18 protein-coding genes and 1 other RNA gene are annotated in these 18,449 nt (G+C 34.8%); 8 read left to right on the plus strand and 11 right to left on the minus strand.

Features of this window, described 5'->3' with window-relative positions; all coding sequences use genetic code 11:
- The 4 genes from tmk to dnaX all read right to left on the minus strand — a co-directional run bounded on the left by tmk (nt 1) and on the right by dnaX (nt 3,559).
- Nucleotides 1-636, minus strand: coding sequence for a dTMP kinase (tmk, locus tag E4Z98_RS07115; protein WP_135254535.1), 636 nt, complete (start codon nt 634-636; stop codon nt 1-3).
- A gap of 70 nt (nt 637-706) precedes the next feature.
- The gene (recR, locus tag E4Z98_RS07120) at nt 707-1,303 is read right to left on the minus strand and encodes a recombination mediator RecR (RefSeq protein WP_135254534.1); all 597 of its coding nucleotides are present in this window, start codon (nt 1,301-1,303) and stop codon (nt 707-709) included.
- A gap of 156 nt (nt 1,304-1,459) precedes the next feature.
- On the minus strand, nt 1,460-1,774 hold the full coding sequence (locus tag E4Z98_RS07125; protein ID WP_209316306.1) for a YbaB/EbfC family nucleoid-associated protein: 315 nt from the start codon (nt 1,772-1,774) through the stop codon (nt 1,460-1,462).
- A 45-nt stretch (nt 1,775-1,819) separates the two neighbouring features.
- Nucleotides 1,820-3,559: a DNA polymerase III subunit gamma/tau gene (dnaX, locus tag E4Z98_RS07130; RefSeq protein ID WP_135254533.1), complete on the minus strand. Its 1,740-nt coding sequence runs from the start codon at nt 3,557-3,559 to the stop codon at nt 1,820-1,822.
- A gap of 211 nt (nt 3,560-3,770) precedes the next feature.
- On the opposite strand from dnaX, the gene E4Z98_RS07135 reads away from it, so the two are divergent.
- The 3 genes from E4Z98_RS07135 to E4Z98_RS07145 are packed head-to-tail and all read left to right on the plus strand — an operon-like array spanning nt 3,771 to nt 6,951.
- On the plus strand, nt 3,771-5,009 hold the full coding sequence (locus E4Z98_RS07135) for an SPFH domain-containing protein (protein WP_135254532.1): 1,239 nt from the start codon (nt 3,771-3,773) through the stop codon (nt 5,007-5,009).
- Nucleotides 5,010-5,044: 35 nt separating this feature from the next.
- Nucleotides 5,045-6,130 carry a TFIIB-type zinc ribbon-containing protein gene (locus tag E4Z98_RS07140; protein WP_135254531.1) on the plus strand — a complete coding sequence of 362 codons (1,086 nt, stop codon included), beginning with the start codon at nt 5,045-5,047 and terminating at the stop codon, nt 6,128-6,130.
- A complete protein-coding gene (locus E4Z98_RS07145) occupies nt 6,127-6,951 on the plus strand; it encodes a TPM domain-containing protein (RefSeq protein WP_135254530.1) in 825 nt (274 codons plus the stop codon). Before E4Z98_RS07140 ends, E4Z98_RS07145 begins: the two co-directional genes overlap by 4 nt.
- Before the next feature lie 106 nt (nt 6,952-7,057).
- Here the strand turns inward: E4Z98_RS07145 and ffs are convergent.
- The 4 genes from ffs to E4Z98_RS07165 all read right to left on the minus strand — a co-directional run bounded on the left by ffs (nt 7,058) and on the right by E4Z98_RS07165 (nt 11,071).
- An RNA gene (ffs, locus tag E4Z98_RS07150) (signal recognition particle sRNA small type) lies at nt 7,058-7,143 on the minus strand.
- A 26-nt stretch (nt 7,144-7,169) separates the two neighbouring features.
- Nucleotides 7,170-7,715, minus strand: coding sequence for a tRNA adenosine(34) deaminase TadA (gene tadA / locus E4Z98_RS07155; RefSeq protein ID WP_135254529.1), 546 nt, complete (start codon nt 7,713-7,715; stop codon nt 7,170-7,172).
- A gap of 148 nt (nt 7,716-7,863) precedes the next feature.
- Nucleotides 7,864-10,587: a YhgE/Pip domain-containing protein gene (locus E4Z98_RS07160; protein ID WP_167790918.1), complete on the minus strand. Its 2,724-nt coding sequence runs from the start codon at nt 10,585-10,587 to the stop codon at nt 7,864-7,866.
- A 13-nt stretch (nt 10,588-10,600) separates the two neighbouring features.
- The gene (locus E4Z98_RS07165; RefSeq protein ID WP_135254527.1) at nt 10,601-11,071 is read right to left on the minus strand and encodes an RrF2 family transcriptional regulator; all 471 of its coding nucleotides are present in this window, start codon (nt 11,069-11,071) and stop codon (nt 10,601-10,603) included.
- A gap of 365 nt (nt 11,072-11,436) precedes the next feature.
- Here E4Z98_RS07165 and nrdH point away from each other — a divergent pair, with 365 nt between their 5' ends.
- The 4 genes from nrdH to nrdF are packed head-to-tail and all read left to right on the plus strand — an operon-like array spanning nt 11,437 to nt 15,173.
- Entirely contained in the window at nt 11,437-11,664 is a 228-nt protein-coding gene (nrdH, locus tag E4Z98_RS07170) for a glutaredoxin-like protein NrdH (RefSeq protein WP_135254526.1), read from the plus strand.
- A gap of 4 nt (nt 11,665-11,668) precedes the next feature.
- Nucleotides 11,669-12,049, plus strand: a complete 381-nt coding sequence (gene nrdI / locus E4Z98_RS07175) for a class Ib ribonucleoside-diphosphate reductase assembly flavoprotein NrdI (protein WP_135254525.1) — start codon at nt 11,669-11,671, stop codon at nt 12,047-12,049.
- Complete coding sequence (gene nrdE, locus E4Z98_RS07180) at nt 12,027-14,189, plus strand: class 1b ribonucleoside-diphosphate reductase subunit alpha (protein WP_135254524.1); 2,163 nt, start codon at nt 12,027-12,029, stop codon at nt 14,187-14,189. Before nrdI ends, nrdE begins: the two co-directional genes overlap by 23 nt.
- Before the next feature lie 15 nt (nt 14,190-14,204).
- Complete coding sequence (nrdF, locus tag E4Z98_RS07185) at nt 14,205-15,173, plus strand: class 1b ribonucleoside-diphosphate reductase subunit beta (RefSeq protein WP_135254523.1); 969 nt, start codon at nt 14,205-14,207, stop codon at nt 15,171-15,173.
- Nucleotides 15,174-15,222: 49 nt separating this feature from the next.
- Here the strand turns inward: nrdF and E4Z98_RS07190 are convergent, their stop codons facing one another.
- From E4Z98_RS07190 to spxA, 3 genes are all read right to left on the minus strand, one after another.
- A complete protein-coding gene (locus E4Z98_RS07190; protein ID WP_135254522.1) occupies nt 15,223-15,900 on the minus strand; it encodes a YjjG family noncanonical pyrimidine nucleotidase in 678 nt (225 codons plus the stop codon).
- Nucleotides 15,901-15,949: 49 nt separating this feature from the next.
- Nucleotides 15,950-16,615 carry an adaptor protein MecA gene (locus E4Z98_RS07195; protein ID WP_135254521.1) on the minus strand — a complete coding sequence of 222 codons (666 nt, stop codon included), beginning with the start codon at nt 16,613-16,615 and terminating at the stop codon, nt 15,950-15,952.
- A gap of 163 nt (nt 16,616-16,778) precedes the next feature.
- The gene (gene spxA, locus E4Z98_RS07200; RefSeq protein ID WP_135254520.1) at nt 16,779-17,177 is read right to left on the minus strand and encodes a transcriptional regulator SpxA; all 399 of its coding nucleotides are present in this window, start codon (nt 17,175-17,177) and stop codon (nt 16,779-16,781) included.
- 243 nt (nt 17,178-17,420) lie between these two features.
- Here spxA and trpS point away from each other — a divergent pair, with 243 nt between their 5' ends.
- Nucleotides 17,421-18,431 carry a tryptophan--tRNA ligase gene (gene trpS, locus E4Z98_RS07205; RefSeq protein WP_135254519.1) on the plus strand — a complete coding sequence of 337 codons (1,011 nt, stop codon included), beginning with the start codon at nt 17,421-17,423 and terminating at the stop codon, nt 18,429-18,431.
- Nucleotides 18,432-18,449: the final 18 nt, after the last annotated feature.

Consider the following 18,449-nt stretch of genomic DNA (forward strand, 5'->3'; position numbering starts at 1 on the left):
CTAGAAAAAGCGCCCTTTAATGGTTTTTAGACATTCTGTGACAACTGTATTTAAATCCTTACGCGCATTGATTGTCACAATACGTTCTGGATCTTGTTCAGCTAATTTGATGTACGCATGTTGAACACGCTGATGAAAAACTGCACTCTCTTGATCTAAACGATCTAATTGATCTACTGTACGTCCACGTCGAATACGTTCCAAACCAGTATCTGAATCTACATCTAAATATAAAGTTAAATCTGGTAGTAGCCCTTCTGTTGCAAATTCATTAATTGACAATACAGGCTCCATTCCTATTTTGCGTCCGGCTCCTTGATAGGCTAGCGAGCTATCAACAAAACGATCACATAAAATGACTTTCCCTTCATTTAGAGCAGGAATAATACGTTCTACCAAATGTTGACGACGTGCTGCAGCATACAGTAATGCTTCCGTACGAGCATCCATCTCAACGTTCTTTGGATCTAAAATAACTTTTCTAATTTCTTCAGCGATTGGAATACCACCTGGTTCTCTTGTTAACACCACTGTTTCTTTCCCCAGTTCATTTTTTAATAACGTTTCCAATCTTTTAACAACACTTGTCTTGCCTGCGCCATCTGGACCTTCTACTGTGATAAAAATACCTCTCAAATTGCTCGCTCCTATCATTATGTTCCTAACTTAATTTTACTTGATAAATCAAAACTTGTCTATTTGATTCCTACATTTCTCGGCGACCTTCAACAGCTTTTAATAAAGTAACCTCATCTGCATATTCAATGTCACTCCCTACAGATAAACCATGTGCCAAACGAGTAACTTTAATTCCAGCTGGTTTAATCAGACGAGATAAGTACATGGCCGTTGCTTCACCTTCTGTTGTGGCGTTCGTCGCAATAATGACTTCTTCAATTTCTTCATTGTGTAAGCGTTGGATCAAACTTGTGATATTGATATCATCTGGACCCGTTCCATCCATGGGTGACAACACACCATGCAGTACATGATATTGTCCACGATATTCGCGCATCTTTTCCATTGACATTACATCTTTTGATTCTTCTACAACTAGTACAACTGATTTATCACGTGAAGTGTCCTGACAAATGGAACATACTGCACTCTCCGTAATATTGCCGCACACATCACAATAGTGCAAATCACGTTTGACACTAATCAATGCCTTAGCAAATTCTGTCACATCTTCTTCTTTCATATCAATCGTATAAAAGGCTAAACGAGCAGCCGTTTTAGCACCAATTCCTGGTAATTTCATATAACTTTCTATCAATTTAGCAATGGGGGTAGGATAATGCATGTTTTTCCTCTTTTCTATTTCCTAAACGTTTTAAAAAGAGCTGTGACATATTATCACAGCTTTTTTATCTATCAAATTTATTTGGTCAAATGGGTAGTTTATCTCCACTCAACCATTTTGCTTAATCCGGATTTCAGGCGAAACTTCAGTCACTTTTTAGAATCCTGGTAAACCTTTAGTATATTTACCCATGGTTGCTTCTGAATCCACCGTCACTTTTTGGATAGCGTCATTCACTGCTGTGATGATTAAGTCTTGTAACATTTCTGGATCTTCTGGATCGATAACTTCTGGCTTGATATCTAAATTCAACATTTCTTTTTTACCGTTAAATGTTACCGTTACTAAATCATTAGCCGTTGTCCCTGTATATGTTTTCGATTCTAATGTCTCTTGAGCAACTGCCATTTCTTTTTGCATTTTTTGCATTTGCTTCATCATACCTTGCATATTTCCCATTCCACGCATCATTATTAAATTCCTACTTTCTTTTATTAATTATTATCTATAATTTTTCTATTCTTCTGAAATTTCAACTAAGTCTTCACCAAAAAATTCGATTGCTTTTTCCACAACTTGTTCACTTGCTTGTTGATCATTAAGTTCTGGGACGTTAACTTCTGAACTAATAGTTGCTTCTTGTTTTTTATCAAAAGGGTGTTCCTTTAGATAGTCATTTCGCAACATTGCCCAACTTACTTCTGGAATAAAGACAGCTTTTAATGGTTTTTGAATTAATCGCTGTAAGTTAGTTTGAATCGCTTGTTGCAACGAGTCATCATTATTAAGCATATGACAAACAAAATCACTGTCAAATGTCACCACCACTTCTGTGCTACTAGCTGCCACCGGATGACTATTACGGATCATCCCACGTTCACGGGTTGATAACATTTGTAACAAGTCACTCCAAACATCTTGCGTTTCACGTAAGCTTTCACGTGTGGCTTCTCTTAAAACATTATAAACTAAACCTTTAGGTAATTTATATTGACTTGGTTTAGCTTTTGCGGGTGTTTGTGGCGCCGAAACATTACTAACAGTTACACCTGTTTGTTTAACTTGTTCTAGTTGTTGACGTAACTCAGTAATTTGTTGTTGTAATTGTTGCCATTCGTCTGAAGATACACCGGCTTGATTTTGGGGTATCTCACCCTCTTTAGGCGCTTGCGTCAATCTTAATTTAGCCAATTTTACGGTTACTACTTCTAGGTAAACCGTTGAATGAGTGCTAATCTTTAGCTGTTGTTGCGCTTCACTTAACAAATCAATATAACGATATATTTTTTCATTCGACAATGTGTTAGCCAATTCTTTGAATGGGTCTGATACATATCCCCGTTGTAATCGTAAAAATTCCGGTGCTTGTTTATAAACCAGTAAATCACGACTATATAACAACACATCTTCAATAAATCGATTAGCTTCTTTACCTTCAGACAATATCTTTTGAACACCTGATAATGCGGCTTCAACTTCGCCATTCGAACAATCCATTAAGTATTGATCCATCATTTCATGTGTCAGACTCCCTGTTACTTGCAACGCATCTTGCTCTGTTAAGCGCTCATCACTAAAAGATAATGCTTGATCTAACAAGCTTAACGCATCACGCATCCCACCTTCTGCAGCACGCGCTATTATATAAAGACTCTGATCATCATATGAAATAGCCATATCATTCAAAATATAACCCAAATGTTCTACAATATCTTCTGTTTGAATACGTTTAAAGTCAAACCGTTGTGTTCTTGAAATAATCGTAGCAGGAATTTTATGTGGTTCAGTAGTCGCTAAAATAAATAACACATTTTGTGGAGGTTCTTCCAATGTTTTTAACAACGCATTAAAGGCGCCTGTCGATAGCATATGGACCTCATCAATAATGTACACTTTATAAGAAACTTGCGTCGGTGCATATTTAACTTTCTCACGAATTTCACGGATTTCATCTACACCATTATTACTTGCCGCATCAATCTCAATCACATCATTCAGACGACCTTCTGTAATTTCTTTACAAATATGGCATTCATTACATGGCTCTCCATCCACTTGATTAGGGCAGTTAATCGCTTTGGCAAATATTTTTGCCGCACTCGTCTTACCTGTTCCTCGTGGTCCAGTAAATAGATACGCATGAGAGGTTTTGTGTTGTGATAATGCATTTTTTAATGTTTGAGTCACTGCTTTTTGCCCCACAATATCATCAAATCGTTGGGAACGCCAAACGCGATACAATGCTTGATATGCCAATTTGACCTCTCTCCTTCTCTTCTAATAAATAAAAAACACCTCTTTCTATTATACGAAATTTTTAGACAAAAAACTATCATTAATCTTTCAGACTTATTTAATAACATAACGATTTATCAAAAGTTTGATGTTTCCAATGCTTTTAATTTGTCCAATAACTTAATAGGTTGATACAATGTAGCTATAAAAATAGGAATGGAGTGTTTATTTTATGGGATTAATTAAAGCAGCTGTTTCAACTATTTCTGGTGGCTTAGCCGATCAATGGCTTGAGGTCATTGAACCTGATAATCTAACAAATCGTACATTAATGACAAAAGGCGTCTTAATGGTTAGAGATCGTAAAGGTTCAAACACAAAACGCTCTGACGGTGTCATCACTGATGGCTCTGTGATTCATGTCTACCCAAATACTATGATGTTATTAATTGACGGTGGTAAAGTCATCGACTATACCGCTGAAGAAGGTTACTACACCGTTAAAAATGAAAGTGCGCCTTCTTTATTCAACGGCAACCTAAAAGAAGCCATTAAAGAATCCTTTAGCCGTTTCAAATTTGGTGGTGGTTCTCCACAAAATCAACAAGTGGTTTATATTAACTTACAAGAAATTACAGATATTAAATTTGGCACAAAAACGGCATTAAACTATTTTGATAACTTTTATAATGCTGAATTATTCGTACGTGCCCATGGTAGTTATTCAATTAAGATTACTGACCCTATTTTATTCTACGGAAATGTGGCATCTAAATCCAATCCACAAATTGAAGCAGATGGCTTAGCAGAACAATATGCAGATGAATTCTTATCAGCCTTACAAACAACTATTGGTCAAATGTCTGTCGACGGTACACAAGTGAGTCATTTAATTTCTAAATCAACTGAATTAAGTGAACACATGGGTAATGTTTTAGATGACAAATGGACAACGTTGCGTGGTATTGAAATTATTTCAGCTGCTGTTGCTAGTATTTCTTACGATGATACATCTAAAGAATTGATCAATATGCGTAATAAAGGTGCGATGTTAGGTGATGCTAATATTCGTGAGGGCTATGTTCAAGGCTCTATTGCAAGTGGTATTGAAGCAGCTGGTTCTAATACAGCCGGTGCTGGTACTACTTTCATGGGTATGGGTATGGGCATGAACGCTGGCGGTGGCTTCATGGGAGAAGCTTCAAAAACTAATCGTGAAATGGCAGCTGCTCAAGCAGCAAACAATACAGCTAACACTACAAGTACAAACGCAGATGAATGGACATGTCCAACTGATGGTGCTGTAAACACTGGTAAATTCTGTTCTGAATGCGGTGGGGCAAAACCAGCTTCACCAGGGTCTGGTATCCAAATGCGTTGTGGTGCTTGTCAAGAAGTAGTCACAATTAACGGTTCAATGCCTAAATTCTGTCCTGAATGTGGGCAACCATTTTCTGGAACAGCCATTTAATGCTTCACCTAGTAACGCAATAAAGGAGCGATTTTATGAGTGAAGTAATGATACATAAATGTCCCAATTGTGACGGGCCATTAACATTCAACCCAACGACTCAGTTGTTTCATTGCGAGTACTGTTCTGGTGATTTTACCGAAGAAGACATAACGTCTCTTGTGACATCTACTTCTGAACACGTTGAGGTTGAAGTTCCTGATGAAACAACTGAAGATCCAAATGATACAACTATCGGCACCTTAGAACTCTTTAGTTGTCCGACTTGTGGCGCTGAAGTGGTGACAGAATCAACCACCGCCGCCACATTCTGTTATTATTGTCATAATCCTGTTGTACTCTCTGGACGAGTAAGCGGGGAATTTTTACCTGAGTCTGTCGTTCCTTTTGCTATTGAGCGTAAAGAAGCGATTGAGGCATTCTTAAAGTGGGGGAAATCAAAGAAATTTGTCCCTAAAGATTTCTTTGACAACGAACAAGTCGAAAAAATATCTGGCGTTTATTTTCCCTATTGGGTCGTAGATGGCGATATGAGTGGCACATACCGGGCAAACGCCAAAAATACTCGTATTTGGATTGCTGGTGATTTAGAAATGACGGAAACAAAATACTTCAATGTTGTCCGTGAGGGGCAAGTTTCCTTTAAAAATTTAGTAAAAAATGCTTTAAAGAAAAATTCAAAAGTGGCAATGATTGATTCTGTTCAACCGTTCGATCTATCAAAAGCGAAACCTTTTTCAAGCAAGTATTTATCAGGGTTTCTAGCGGACAAACGGGACGTAGAATATGAAGACATTAAAGGCGAAGTTCAAGCCGAACTACAATCTTACGGGACATCTGTTATCAAAAATACTGTTACAGGTTTTACACAAGTTTATCAAGAAAGTATGAATTTCCCTAAATTTGAAGATAAGCAAAAATACGTACTATTACCTATTTGGATTTTAACGTATCGTGGCAAAAACACGCCACCTGATGAACCTTTCTATTACGCAATGAATGGTGAAACTGGAAAAATTAGCGGGAAGCTACCTGTTGATAAAAAACGTTTGTTCTTCCGGTCAGCCTGGATTTTTGCACTTATCTTCATTTTGTTATTGATTGGAGGTTGGTTCATATGAAATTAGCCATAAAATACTACACTATGCTACTTTTCGGTCTAGTATTTTTCCTGTTTCCAACACCCCAACATGCTGCAAATGAGATTAAAGTACTTGACCATGCCGGACTTTTTACCTTGGAAGAAAAAGCGAAAGTTGAACAAGAAGTAAAATCATTTATTGCTGCAACAAACATGGATGCCGTCGTTTTAACGATCAATAATGCAGAAGGTTATGCAACTCGTGACTATGCTGCTGATTTTTACGATTACAACGGATACGGTATCGGCAAACATTTCGACGGATTTATTTTCATTATTGATATGGATAATCGTGAATTTTACGTAGTGACCTCTGGTAAGACCCATGCGTTATTAAGTGATTCACGAATTAATACGATACTAGATAACGCTGAACCTTATATGCGTAACGGCAATTATGCCCTAGCCAGTCAATCGGTTATTAACACAATTGAGCAGTTTAATTTAGAAGGTATGCCAAATGGTTATATTTATAATGAAGAAACCGGTCAATTAATTAAACAGAAAAAAATTACTGGCCTAGAATTTTTATTCGCGTTTGTCATTGCTAGTATCGCAGCCATCGCTGCTTACGCAAGCGTCAACACTAAGTATTCATTAAAGAAAAGTACCTATTCATACCCGTATACAAGTCAAGGACAACTTAATTTGTCTACTCAAAAAAACGATTTGGTCGACGTTCGTGTTACTAAACGTTTTATTCCACGCCCAACTACCACTCGTGGGACTACTACAAGAGGTGGCGGTTCCTTTACTTCAGGAAGCGGACGCTCACATGGTGGCGGCGGTAGAGGGTTTTAATAACTATTAAAAAACTCGCGGGTTCATTCGAATTGAATGAACCCGCGAGTTTTTAATTTATTTTATCAATCGTTTCTATTTTTCTGTCAATTCAGCTAATAATGAGTACAAAAAAAGGCACATAGCCAGACTACTTAGTGCTGCTTCCTTCCGGACCTGACACAATTCATAGCCTAACTATTGCCAAATATTATTCTACCCTATCTTCAAACAAAATGCTAGTCTTTTTTCAAATTTTCTTCTTTCAATAATTTCGCACGTTTCGCTAATTTATGTGCTTTCTTTTTTTCACGAATTTGTTTAAAAAAATCCGTCAATAATTGGCTACATTCTTCTTCTAGAACCCCTTGTTCTATCACTACTTGATGATTCAAACGTTCATCGCTAAGTAGCTGATACAAGCTCTCAGTCGCACCACCCTTAATATCAACTGCGCCGTAATAAACTTGCTCTATTCTCGATAACACAATAGCCCCACTACACATTACACAAGGCTCAAGTGTCACAAATAAATCACAACCTTCAAGACGCCAACTGCTTAATGTTTGGCAAGCATCTTGAATAGCCATCATTTCCGCATGCGTAATCGCATTTTGCGTAGTCTCTCGTAAGTTATGACCTCTTCCTACAATAACACCTTCATATACGACGACCGCTCCTATTGGCACCTCTCCTTTCGCCTGTGCTCGTTTGGCTTCCTTCATTGCTTCTTCCATATAGTATACTTTCTCATCTAGCGTATACACACGTTGTTCTTTTGTCATCTTCTTTCCCTTCTCGTTCATCTCAATAGGTTTATTTTACCATAAAATAATTTTTAGAATTTCATTTCATGCAATAAAAAAGTACCAACGTTCTTCCTATAGATAAGAACGTTGGTACTAATATTTCATTAAGGCTTATTACTTCACACTAATGTAATAAATGCCCTTCTTTTAATTTAGCATTTAATTTTCTGAAAACAGTTGTTACTTGGGGAGCTAATAAATAACCTACTACTAAAAATACCGCACCTACAATTAAAAGAATCGTCATATATTTCGTCGCATTTGGCCAATATATACCACCTGTGGTTTCTCTTAATAAATTAACCGCATAGGTAAATGGTAAAAACGGGTTAATCATATTAAAGAATTTACCCGACATTTGAATAGGAAAATTTCCTCCTCCAGCAGAAATAGATAGCACGAGAATAATAACTGCTAGGCCTTTTCCTAAGTTACCAAACAAATGTACTAATACATAAACCATCGACATAAATACTACACCAATCATTAATGTAAACAAGAAGTTCCACCATGGATTTACCATATAAGCATTTAGTAAGAAACGATTACCTAATGCTACGATAGAAGCTTGAGCGATACCTACTGTTAAGAATGTCATAAAGCGTGAAACAAACTGTTGTCTCATACTATATTTTTTCTTTTGTTTATCATCAAGATGAACCACCGTTGTCGCAATACTTGAAAATAAAACAGCTCCTACCCACAAGCATAACGCTGTATAAAACGGTGCACTAGCTGAGCCATAATTAGGTACTGGATAAATATCCTTTTGTTTGATTTTTACAGGACTAGACAAGAAATCACTCTCAGCATTGGCATCTTTTTTAAGCAAGTTAATAATAGACCCTAAATCAACATTATTTTGACCCTTACGAACTAAATCAGCTGCTTTTTGAATACCTGAACGAACATCTGGCCATTCATCTTTAACGAAATCAGATGATAACGCCAATGCTTCTTCAATTTCAGGCATTTTACCATTAACTGTATTTAGCGTTTCTGTTAATTCTTTTTCAATTTTAGGCCAATCATTTTGATAAAAATTAACCCCTTGATTCATTTTTTCTTCTAGTTTAGGTAAATCATTTTGATAAAAATTTGCAGCTTTATTTATTCCACCAATAATGGTGGACATATTATCATTTAGTAACGTATTAGCCGTATGAATTTCTTCTTTAATTTTTGGTAACTCACCTTGATAATTATTGAAGAAGGTTAATGCTTTGTTTATTGTATCTGTTGTATCGGTCATCACATCATCAAGTTGTGCTAACATATTTTGTTTATCAATTTTACTTGTTAGCGTATTAGCTATTCCTAGCATCTCTGAAACATTGCCTATAATCGTTGTGATGGTTGACTGAATCGTTGGCAAGTCGCTTTCTAATTGATTAGCTTGTGCACCTACATTGCCAGCTGCTTGACTTATCGCTTGTATGTTTTGTTTAATTTCTTCTGCACTCATAGAATCAAAACGATTCAACGTATCGGTAATCAAATCATTGACACCTTGGCCTACTGTCTGTAGTTTTTTCAATCTATCGACAACTGGTTGTAAACTATTACTACCTGCTAAATCCATTAACTTTTCTAATGTATTCATCACACTTGTGATAATTTGAGATTGTTTATTAAGATGTCCTTGAATTCCCATAAGAATTGTTTTAATCTTCGCCTTACTTTGATCATTAAAATCTGTTTCATTTAAAAATTGGCTCAAATCATTCGCCGCATTATTGACACTTTGGCTTACTAATATTAAAACGTTCAACCCAGATGTGATCCCTTGACCAATTTGAGGTAATGCTTCTTTAACTTTACCCACTTCATCAATAACTGTTGGTAAGGTATTATTGGCTTGATCAACAAATTGATTCACTTGTGGCAACATCTCTTGTGCTTGTTCGATAATTTTTAAACCCTTTTTAGAGGTATCTATTGCCTTATTTAACGTCTCAACAATTTGATCAAATTCTTCATCAATCGTTTTAATTTGTTTACCAGCATCTACTATTTGATCAGTTTTACCTTGAAGGGATACAACTAGTTCACCAGCTTTTTTGATTTCTGGCATTTTCTCATTCAACAAGACTAGTTTATCGCCCACTTCTTTAACTTTCGGTAAATAATCCACCACTTCATTTGCTTTATCTAATTTTTCTTTATACTCAGGGAATTTATCGTTTAATTCAGTAATTTTATTCGTATAACCATCAATCTCAGCCAAATGATCATCCACTAATAAAATTTTACTTGTCACTTTATTTAACATAGGTAAACTTTCGTCAATCTTATAACCTGCATCATTTAATGTTTGAAAGACTGTTTTACTTACCGTATCGATAAATTCGGTTGAAATAGTAGACTGAATCGTACTTGCACCTTTATCGGTCACTTTAGGTGCAATGGCATTGATTTTTTGGTTCACTTGGTACTCAATTTCTGGTTTTTTTATTTCACCATTCACAAAACTTAATAAATTCTTTGAAAAATCACTAGGAATTAATATCCCTGCATAGTATTCCCCACTTTTAACCCCTTTATTAAGTTCTGCTTTGGAGTTAACAAATTGCCAAGAAAAACTATCATTTTTCTTCAAATTTGCAATCATCTCATCTCCAATATTAACCGATTGATCCATCACACCAGCTTGTTTATCTTCGGATAAAATGGCAACTTTAATATCACCCGTATTAGAGTACGGATCCCACAACGCCGCGATATTAAACCACGCATATAATGAAGGAATAATCATCAATGCGATTATTAATAGTAATGTTAATTTATTTTGATAAACACGTCGCCAATCTAGGCGATATAACTCCAACACTTTTTTCATTCGACTCATCTTTATACCTTCCTTACTCATTATTCCAATCATGGAATACCACATTTTTTTTCACACCAAAAACTTCTTCCATTATTAATTTCACATTAACAGATTTTAAATGGTTTATCCATACAACATCGGCTTCATTAAAATATTTTGCAATAACTTGATGACCTTCTTTAGCTTGTACCCCAAAATTAGCAAATGCCTCTTCTAATATGCCAGAATTAGATAGCGAAATAAATTCGCCTTCAATCGCTGAAACCACATCATATAGTGTGATTGACTCCAATGATTTATCTAATTTAAAGCCACCATTATTCCCAGTTGCTCCAGAAATAATATTAGCAACCACTAATTTTCTTAATAATTTTTGAACATAACTTTTTGATAAATTTAATTTCTGATAAATACTTTCTGATGATAGAGCAATTTCAGGCTCTTGAGTTGCCATCAGTGCGACAACGGCAATGGCTTGTTCTGTTGCAAATGTTAATTTCATTTTTTCACCTTCATTATAGACTTTTTTTATCTACAATGATTATAGACTTTTTTTATCCATAATACAACTATTTATTTTCAAGAAACTATCATTTTTTATTTCAAGAACACGATTTGTAATTTTTTGTCTTTTTTTTCTCAAATAATTTAGGCTGATACATTCTTTATTTCATACTTATCCCCATGTAAACAAATAAGAAAACACGTCACACTACACTTCTTAATAGTTTTCCACACTATCCACAAAACACAAACGGTAGTATTTACCGAACGTTCGGGACACAATATATTGTGTTTTTCCTTTGACTTTTAATTAAATGACGGTATACTTAGTATTATAAAACAAATCGCACGGAGGTAACCACAATGAATGAATTAACGCTATATACCAAAAATAATTGTCCTCAATGTAAAATGACAAAACGCTTTTTAAGCGAAAAACATTTATCATATAATGAAATCAATATCGATGAGCAACCACAATATGTTGATTGGTTAAAAGAACAAGGACATCGTTCAGTTCCAGTATTAACCAATAGTGCTGTAACAATTGTAGGTTTCCGACCTGATCAATTGCGTGCATTGGCGGTTTAATATAATGAAACTTGTCTATTTTACCTTAACTGGGCAAACTCGTCGCTTCATTAAGAAATTAGACGCCCCATCATATGAAATTGATCCAACAAATCCTTTCAATGAATTGAAAGAGCCTTATATTCTAGTCGTTCCTACTTATGACGAAGACGTTACAGAAGTAGTGAACGATTTTATTGAGTACAAAACAAATCGTGAAAATATTCTTGGTGTCGCAGGTGGTGGAAACCGAAACTTTGCGGACCTTTTTATTTTTACTGCCAAAGATATATCTCGTGATTATAACATCCCTCTATTATTCGAATTTGAATTTAGTGGCACGGAAGAAGATGTAAAAAACTTTAAGAAAGTAGTGAAGGAAATTGAGTCTAAAAGAACTAAGTAATGTTACTTATTTTGAACTAAATAACGAAATCAATCGTCCTGTTAATGGTCAAATTCCATTGAACAAGGATAAAGAGGCTTTAGATGCTTTCTTTAAAGAAAATGTTGAACCTAATACTATGACATTCAACACAGTCGAAGAAAAAATTAATTATTTAATCGCACATGAATTTATCGAATCTGAATTTATTGAGAAGTATTCCATGACATTTATTACGTCATTATATGATTATTTATTTGCTCAAAACTTTGAATTCAAATCATTCATGGCCGCATATAAATTTTATTCACAATATGCATTAAAAAGTAATGATGGCTCAATGTACTTAGAGCGCTACGAAGATCGTGTTGCCTTTAATGCCTTGTACTTTGCCGATGGTAACGAATCGCTAGCAATGAATATTGCTGAAGAAATGATTTATCAACGCTATCAACCGGCTACTCCTTCGTTTTTAAATGCTGGTCGTAAACGTCGTGGTGAATTAGTTTCATGTTTCCTACTACAATTAACTGATGACATGAATAGCATTGGGCGTGGCATTAACAGTGCGCTGCAATTATCACGTATTGGTGGTGGTGTTGGAATTTCACTTTCTAACCTACGTGAAGCTGGTGCTCCAATTAAAGGCTATGAAGGCGCGGCAAGTGGTGTGGTTCCCGTTATGAAATTGTTTGAAGATAGCTTCAGCTATTCTAACCAATTAGGACAACGTCAAGGAGCCGGTGTGGTTTATTTAGACGTTTTCCATCCAGATATTGAAATGTTTCTTTCTACTAAAAAAGAAAATGCGGATGAAAAAGTACGAGTTAAAACACTTTCATTAGGTTTAACTGTCCCTGATAAATTTTATGAGTTAACTCGTAAAAATGAAGACATGTACTTATTTAGCCCTTATAGTATTGAACGTGAATATGGTGTTCCGTACTCATACATGAACATTTCGGAAAAATACGATGAATTAGTCGCTAACCCTAATATTCGTAAAACAAAAATTAAAGCACGTGATTTAGAAAACGAAATCAGTAAATTACAACAAGAATCTGGTTACCCTTATATTATCAATATTGATGAAGCCAACCGTCAAAATCCAATTGATGGCAAAATCATTATGAGTAACTTATGTTCTGAAATTTTACAAGTTCAAACCCCCTCTGTCTTAAATGATCGACAAGAATATGAAGTAATGGGTACAGATATTAGCTGTAACTTAGGGTCAACTAATATTCCTAACTTAATGAACAGTCAAGATTTTGGACAATCTGTTCGAACAATGACACGTGCATTAACCTTTATTACGGATGCTTCAAGTATCGATGCTGTCCCTTCTATTAAGAATGGAAACAGCTTAAATCATACAATTGGTTTAGGTGCAATGGGCTTACATTCATACTTTGCTAAAAACCAAATGGCTTATGGTTCACCAGAATCAATTGAATTCACTGATGTTTATTTTAGCTTATTAAATTACTGGACATTAGTTGAAAGCAATCAAATTGCAAAAGAGCGCGGTCAATCTTTCCATAATTTCGAACATTCAGATTATGCGTCTGGAAAATATTTCGAACGTTACATCAACGAACCAGTATTACCTCAATCTGATAAGATTAAAGAACTATTTGAAGGTATTTTTGTGCCAAATGCCGCTGATTGGCAAGCATTAAGCGAAGCTGTACAAACAAATGGCTTATACCATCAAAACCGATTGGCAGTAGCTCCTAACGGCTCAATTTCTTATATTAACGATACAAGCGCAAGCATTCATCCTATTACTCGTTTAATTGAAGAACGCCAAGAAAAGAAAATCGGAAAAATTTATTACCCAGCACCATATTTAAGTAATGAAACACTTCCTTACTATACCTCTGCTTATGATATGGATATGCGTCGCGTCATTGATGTTTACGCTGCCGCTCAAAAACACGTAGACCAAGGAATGAGTTTAACATTATTCATGCGTTCTGAACTGCCAGAAGGCTTATATGAATGGAAAGCTGATACAACTAAACAAACAACACGTGACCTAAATATTTTACGTCACTATGCCTTCCATCAAGGAATTAAATCAATTTATTATGTCCGTACTTTCACTGAAGACGAAGAAGAAATCGGAAGTAACCAATGTGAAAGCTGTGTCATTTAGAGGAGGAATTGGACGATGAGTCGTGAAGAAACATATTATGCTGCGATAAACTGGAATGCCATTGAAGATATTATTGATAAATCAACTTGGGAAAAATTAACTGAACAATTTTGGTTAGATACGCGTATCCCTCTTTCAAATGATTTAGATGATTGGCGTAAATTATCTCAACAAGAAAAAGATTTAGTCGGCTATGTATTTGGTGGACTAACCTTATTAGATACCGTACAATCTGAAAGTGGTGTCGAGGCGATTCGTAACGATTGTCGCACTCCTCATGAAGAAGCGGTATTAAACAACATTCAATTTATGGAATCTGTTCATGCTAAAAGTTATTCATCTATTTTTAGTACCTTGAATACAAAATCAGAAATTGATGAAATTTTCGAATGGACAAATACAAACGAGTTTCTGCAAAAGAAAGCCAAAATGGTCAATGATATTTACCGTACGGGTTCTGCTTTGGAGAAAAAAGTAGCAAGTGTTTTCTTAGAAACTTTCTTATTCTATTCAGGATTCTATACCCCTCTTTATTACTTAGGTAATAATAAATTACCTAACGTTGCAGAAATCATCAAATTAATTATTCGTGATGAATCTGTGCATGGCACGTACATTGGCTACAAATTCCAATTGGGATTCAATGAATTATCTGAAGAAGAGCAACAGCAAATGGAAGACTGGGTATACAACCTATTATATGATCTTTATGAAAATGAAGAACGTTATACAGAGTTATTATACGACGGCGTTGGTTGGACAGAAGAAGTAAAAACTTTCTTACGTTACAATGCCAATAAAGCTTTAATGAATTTAGGCTTTAATGCTTTATTCCCAGATACTGCAAACGATGTTAACCCGATTGTCATGAATGGTATTTCAACGGGTACTTCTAATCATGATTTCTTTTCACAAGTCGGAAATGGTTACCTATTAGGTAGCGTTGAAGCAATGAAAGACGATGATTACTTAATCGGCATGTAAAAAAAGTAGCAATCAAAAATTGTTTATCAATTTTTGATTGCTACTTTTTTCAGTTAACTAACATGATTAATTCATCTAACTGTTGGATATGATAGGTTGGTTGAATTTTTTTTCCTACTTTTTCATTAGAATACCAACATGTATCAATCCCCACTTGATTACCACCCAATATATCAGCTGACAAGCTATCTCCTATCATTAAGATATCTTGTAAGTCTTTCTCCTCAATTGAGCCTAAAACGTGTTTAAAGAACAACGGTGATGGTTTTTGATAGCCAATTTCTTCTGAGATAAAGATCTCATTAAAATACGCTTCTAAACCAGCTTTTTGGATTCGTTTTTTTTGTGTAACAGCCACCCCATTCGTTACTACATACAATTGTTTTTCTTTTTTTAGTTGATCTAATACTTTTTTGGCATTAGGCATAAAAAAAATCTCTTCTGTTAAAAAAGAACGAAACATTTGGTCCATCGCTTTACCATCAACTTCTAAATCTAATTGTTGGAACAATTCAACAAAACGCTGAGATAATACGTAGTCACGTTCCACTTTTCCTTGCTCCAAAGCTAACCACAATGCTTTATTTTTGTTATGATACATAGTAAATAATTCTTGCTGCCATTCAATAGCATGTTGTTCTAATACTTTACGTAAAGCATATTGTTCGGCTTGATCAAAACTCAAAATGGTATTATCTAAATCCAATAGTAAGGTTGAATAACTCATTTGCTCCTCATTTCTAAAAAAGCCGCCCAGTAATGGACGACTGTTGTGTTTATTTAAAATAATGTTTCACTTGTTCTAATGCGTCATCTTTCATAATTAATTGACCATATTCTTTAAGTAATTCAGGTGATTTTGGGCTAATATGACCAAATTCTAATATACAAGCAATGTCATTTTTAATCGCTCTATCTGATTTTAATTTTGTTAAAAATTTCATTGATAAATAATAACGATGATTCAACACATACAAATCTGTCAAATTATCTTCAAAATGATATGTGTCTACCATTCTAATTAAATCTTCAAATGATAAAAATTCAAAAACATAATCTAACACCGCTATATTGCCTATATTTGTATTATCATCATTTTTTGTTTCTTGAGCTGTATTAAACTGCTTTTTAATAAAATCTGCAAAGGATGTTTCTTCCTCAAACTCGTCAAGGTCATCAGAATCATCTTCAGGCGCAGACATCATTAAGTTCTTACTTATAAACAGTTCTAAACCATTTCGATTTGGTAGCACTTGAAAAGTCACCGCATCAGTTTCTTGAAACTGCTCATCTATATCTACTTCTTCTAAAATGCTGTAAAAAAAGTTTTCAATTTCTTTATGATTACCTAATAAATCAAGAAAGCTTACCCCTCTAGCTTCAAGGTCTGCATTTTCAATTAATACACGAATGGTGTTTTCATTTATACGTTCCATTTCCATAGGTCGACACCTCTTTTCTGTATCCTAATTACATTATACTATACTATTTATACTATTATCCACAATTCTAACCATAAAATCAAGAAAAACACAGAATGGGGCAATGACAGTAATAGTCACTCCCCCTAAAAAATTTATGATAATAGTTTTTCTTTTAAATATTTTATAAGCCAGCCATTAATTGAGCATGTCTTAATTCTAACGCTCTGACTTCTCTTGGAAGGAATCGTCTGATTTCATCTTCATTAAATCCAACTTGAAGACGCTTTTCATCAATCATAATAGGTCTTCTTAATAAACCTGGATTTTCTTGAACTAATTTTAGAAGTTCATCTAAAGGTAAATCATCTAAATCCATTTCTAATTTCTGAAATACTTTCGATCTGGTAGAGATAATTTCCTCTGTTCCATCTTCTGTCAACTTCAATATTGATTTCAATTCCGTAATATTTAACGGATCTGAAAATATATTTCGTTCTTTGAAAGGAATTTCATGCTCAACTAACCAAGCACGAGCCTTACGACATGAGGTACAACTAGGAGATGTGTATAATATCAGCATTAAAAATCAACCCCTTTTTCAAAACTTTACCAACAACAAAACTTTTATATACACTTTATTATAACGTAAAAAGTTGATGATTACTAGCGTTTTATTAAGATACAATTATAATAATATGACAAAAAATTAAACGTCCTTTATATTTAATATCTTTTTGTGGTTCTTTATTCAAACACTATGGTATTTTTTTTTCTGTTTTTAGAGTATAATCATAAAAGAATGAGTTGAAAGGAATTTGATGATATGAAAACAATCTTTTCTGGTATCCAACCAAGTGGGATTCCAACTATTGGAAACTATATTGGTGCGATGCAACAATTTACTAAGCTACAAGATGATTATCAATGTTTTTTCTGTGTCGTTGATGAACATGCGATTACTGTGCCACAAGATCGCTTAAAACTAAGAGAGCAGATTTTACAATTAGCTGCACTTTATGTGGCAGTGGGTATTGATCCTAAAAAAGCCGCTATCTTTATTCAATCTGAAGTACCTGCTCATGCTGAAGCTGGTTGGATTGTTCAATGTAATACTTACGTTGGGGAATTAGAGCGTATGACACAATTTAAAGATAAATCACAAAAAAATAATACAGCTGGGGTTTCAGCTGCACTTTTAACTTATCCACCATTAATGGTTGCTGATATCATTTTATATAATACAGACTTAGTACCTGTTGGGGAAGATCAAAAACAACATTTAGAACTGACACGTGACTTTGTTGATCGTTTCAATAATCGCTATGCTGCTAAAAATCAAACTATCTTAGTCAAACCTGAAGTTCACATCCCTGAACAAGGCGCTCGTATAATGAGTTTACAAGATCCAACTAAAAAAATGAGTAAATCAGATAATAATCAAAAGAACTTTATTTCAATGATGGATACACCTGATATGATTCGCAAAAAAATAAAATCAGCCGTTACTGATTCTAGCGGTATTATTGAATACAATGTCGCTGAAAAACCTGGTATTTCAAACCTATTAACTATTTATTCTGCTTTCTCAGGTCAACCAATTGATACATTAGTTTCACAATATGCTACAGCTGGCTACGGACAATTCAAGACCGATTTAGCTGAAGCTATCGTTAACGTAATCGAACCAATCCAACAGCGTCAAGCTGAGCTATTAGAATCTGGTGAATTAGATTTAATCCTAGATGAAGGTGCTGAACAAGCAGCTCGTGTAGCAAACAAGACCTTACAAAAAATGAAAAATGCTGTTGGTTTAGGACGTAAACCACGTAAATAATAGTAAAGGGAGCAGAAG

The sequence above is a fragment of the Vagococcus xieshaowenii genome, assembly GCF_004792515.1.
In the GTDB taxonomy this organism is placed as follows: domain Bacteria; phylum Bacillota; class Bacilli; order Lactobacillales; family Vagococcaceae; genus Vagococcus_A; species Vagococcus_A xieshaowenii.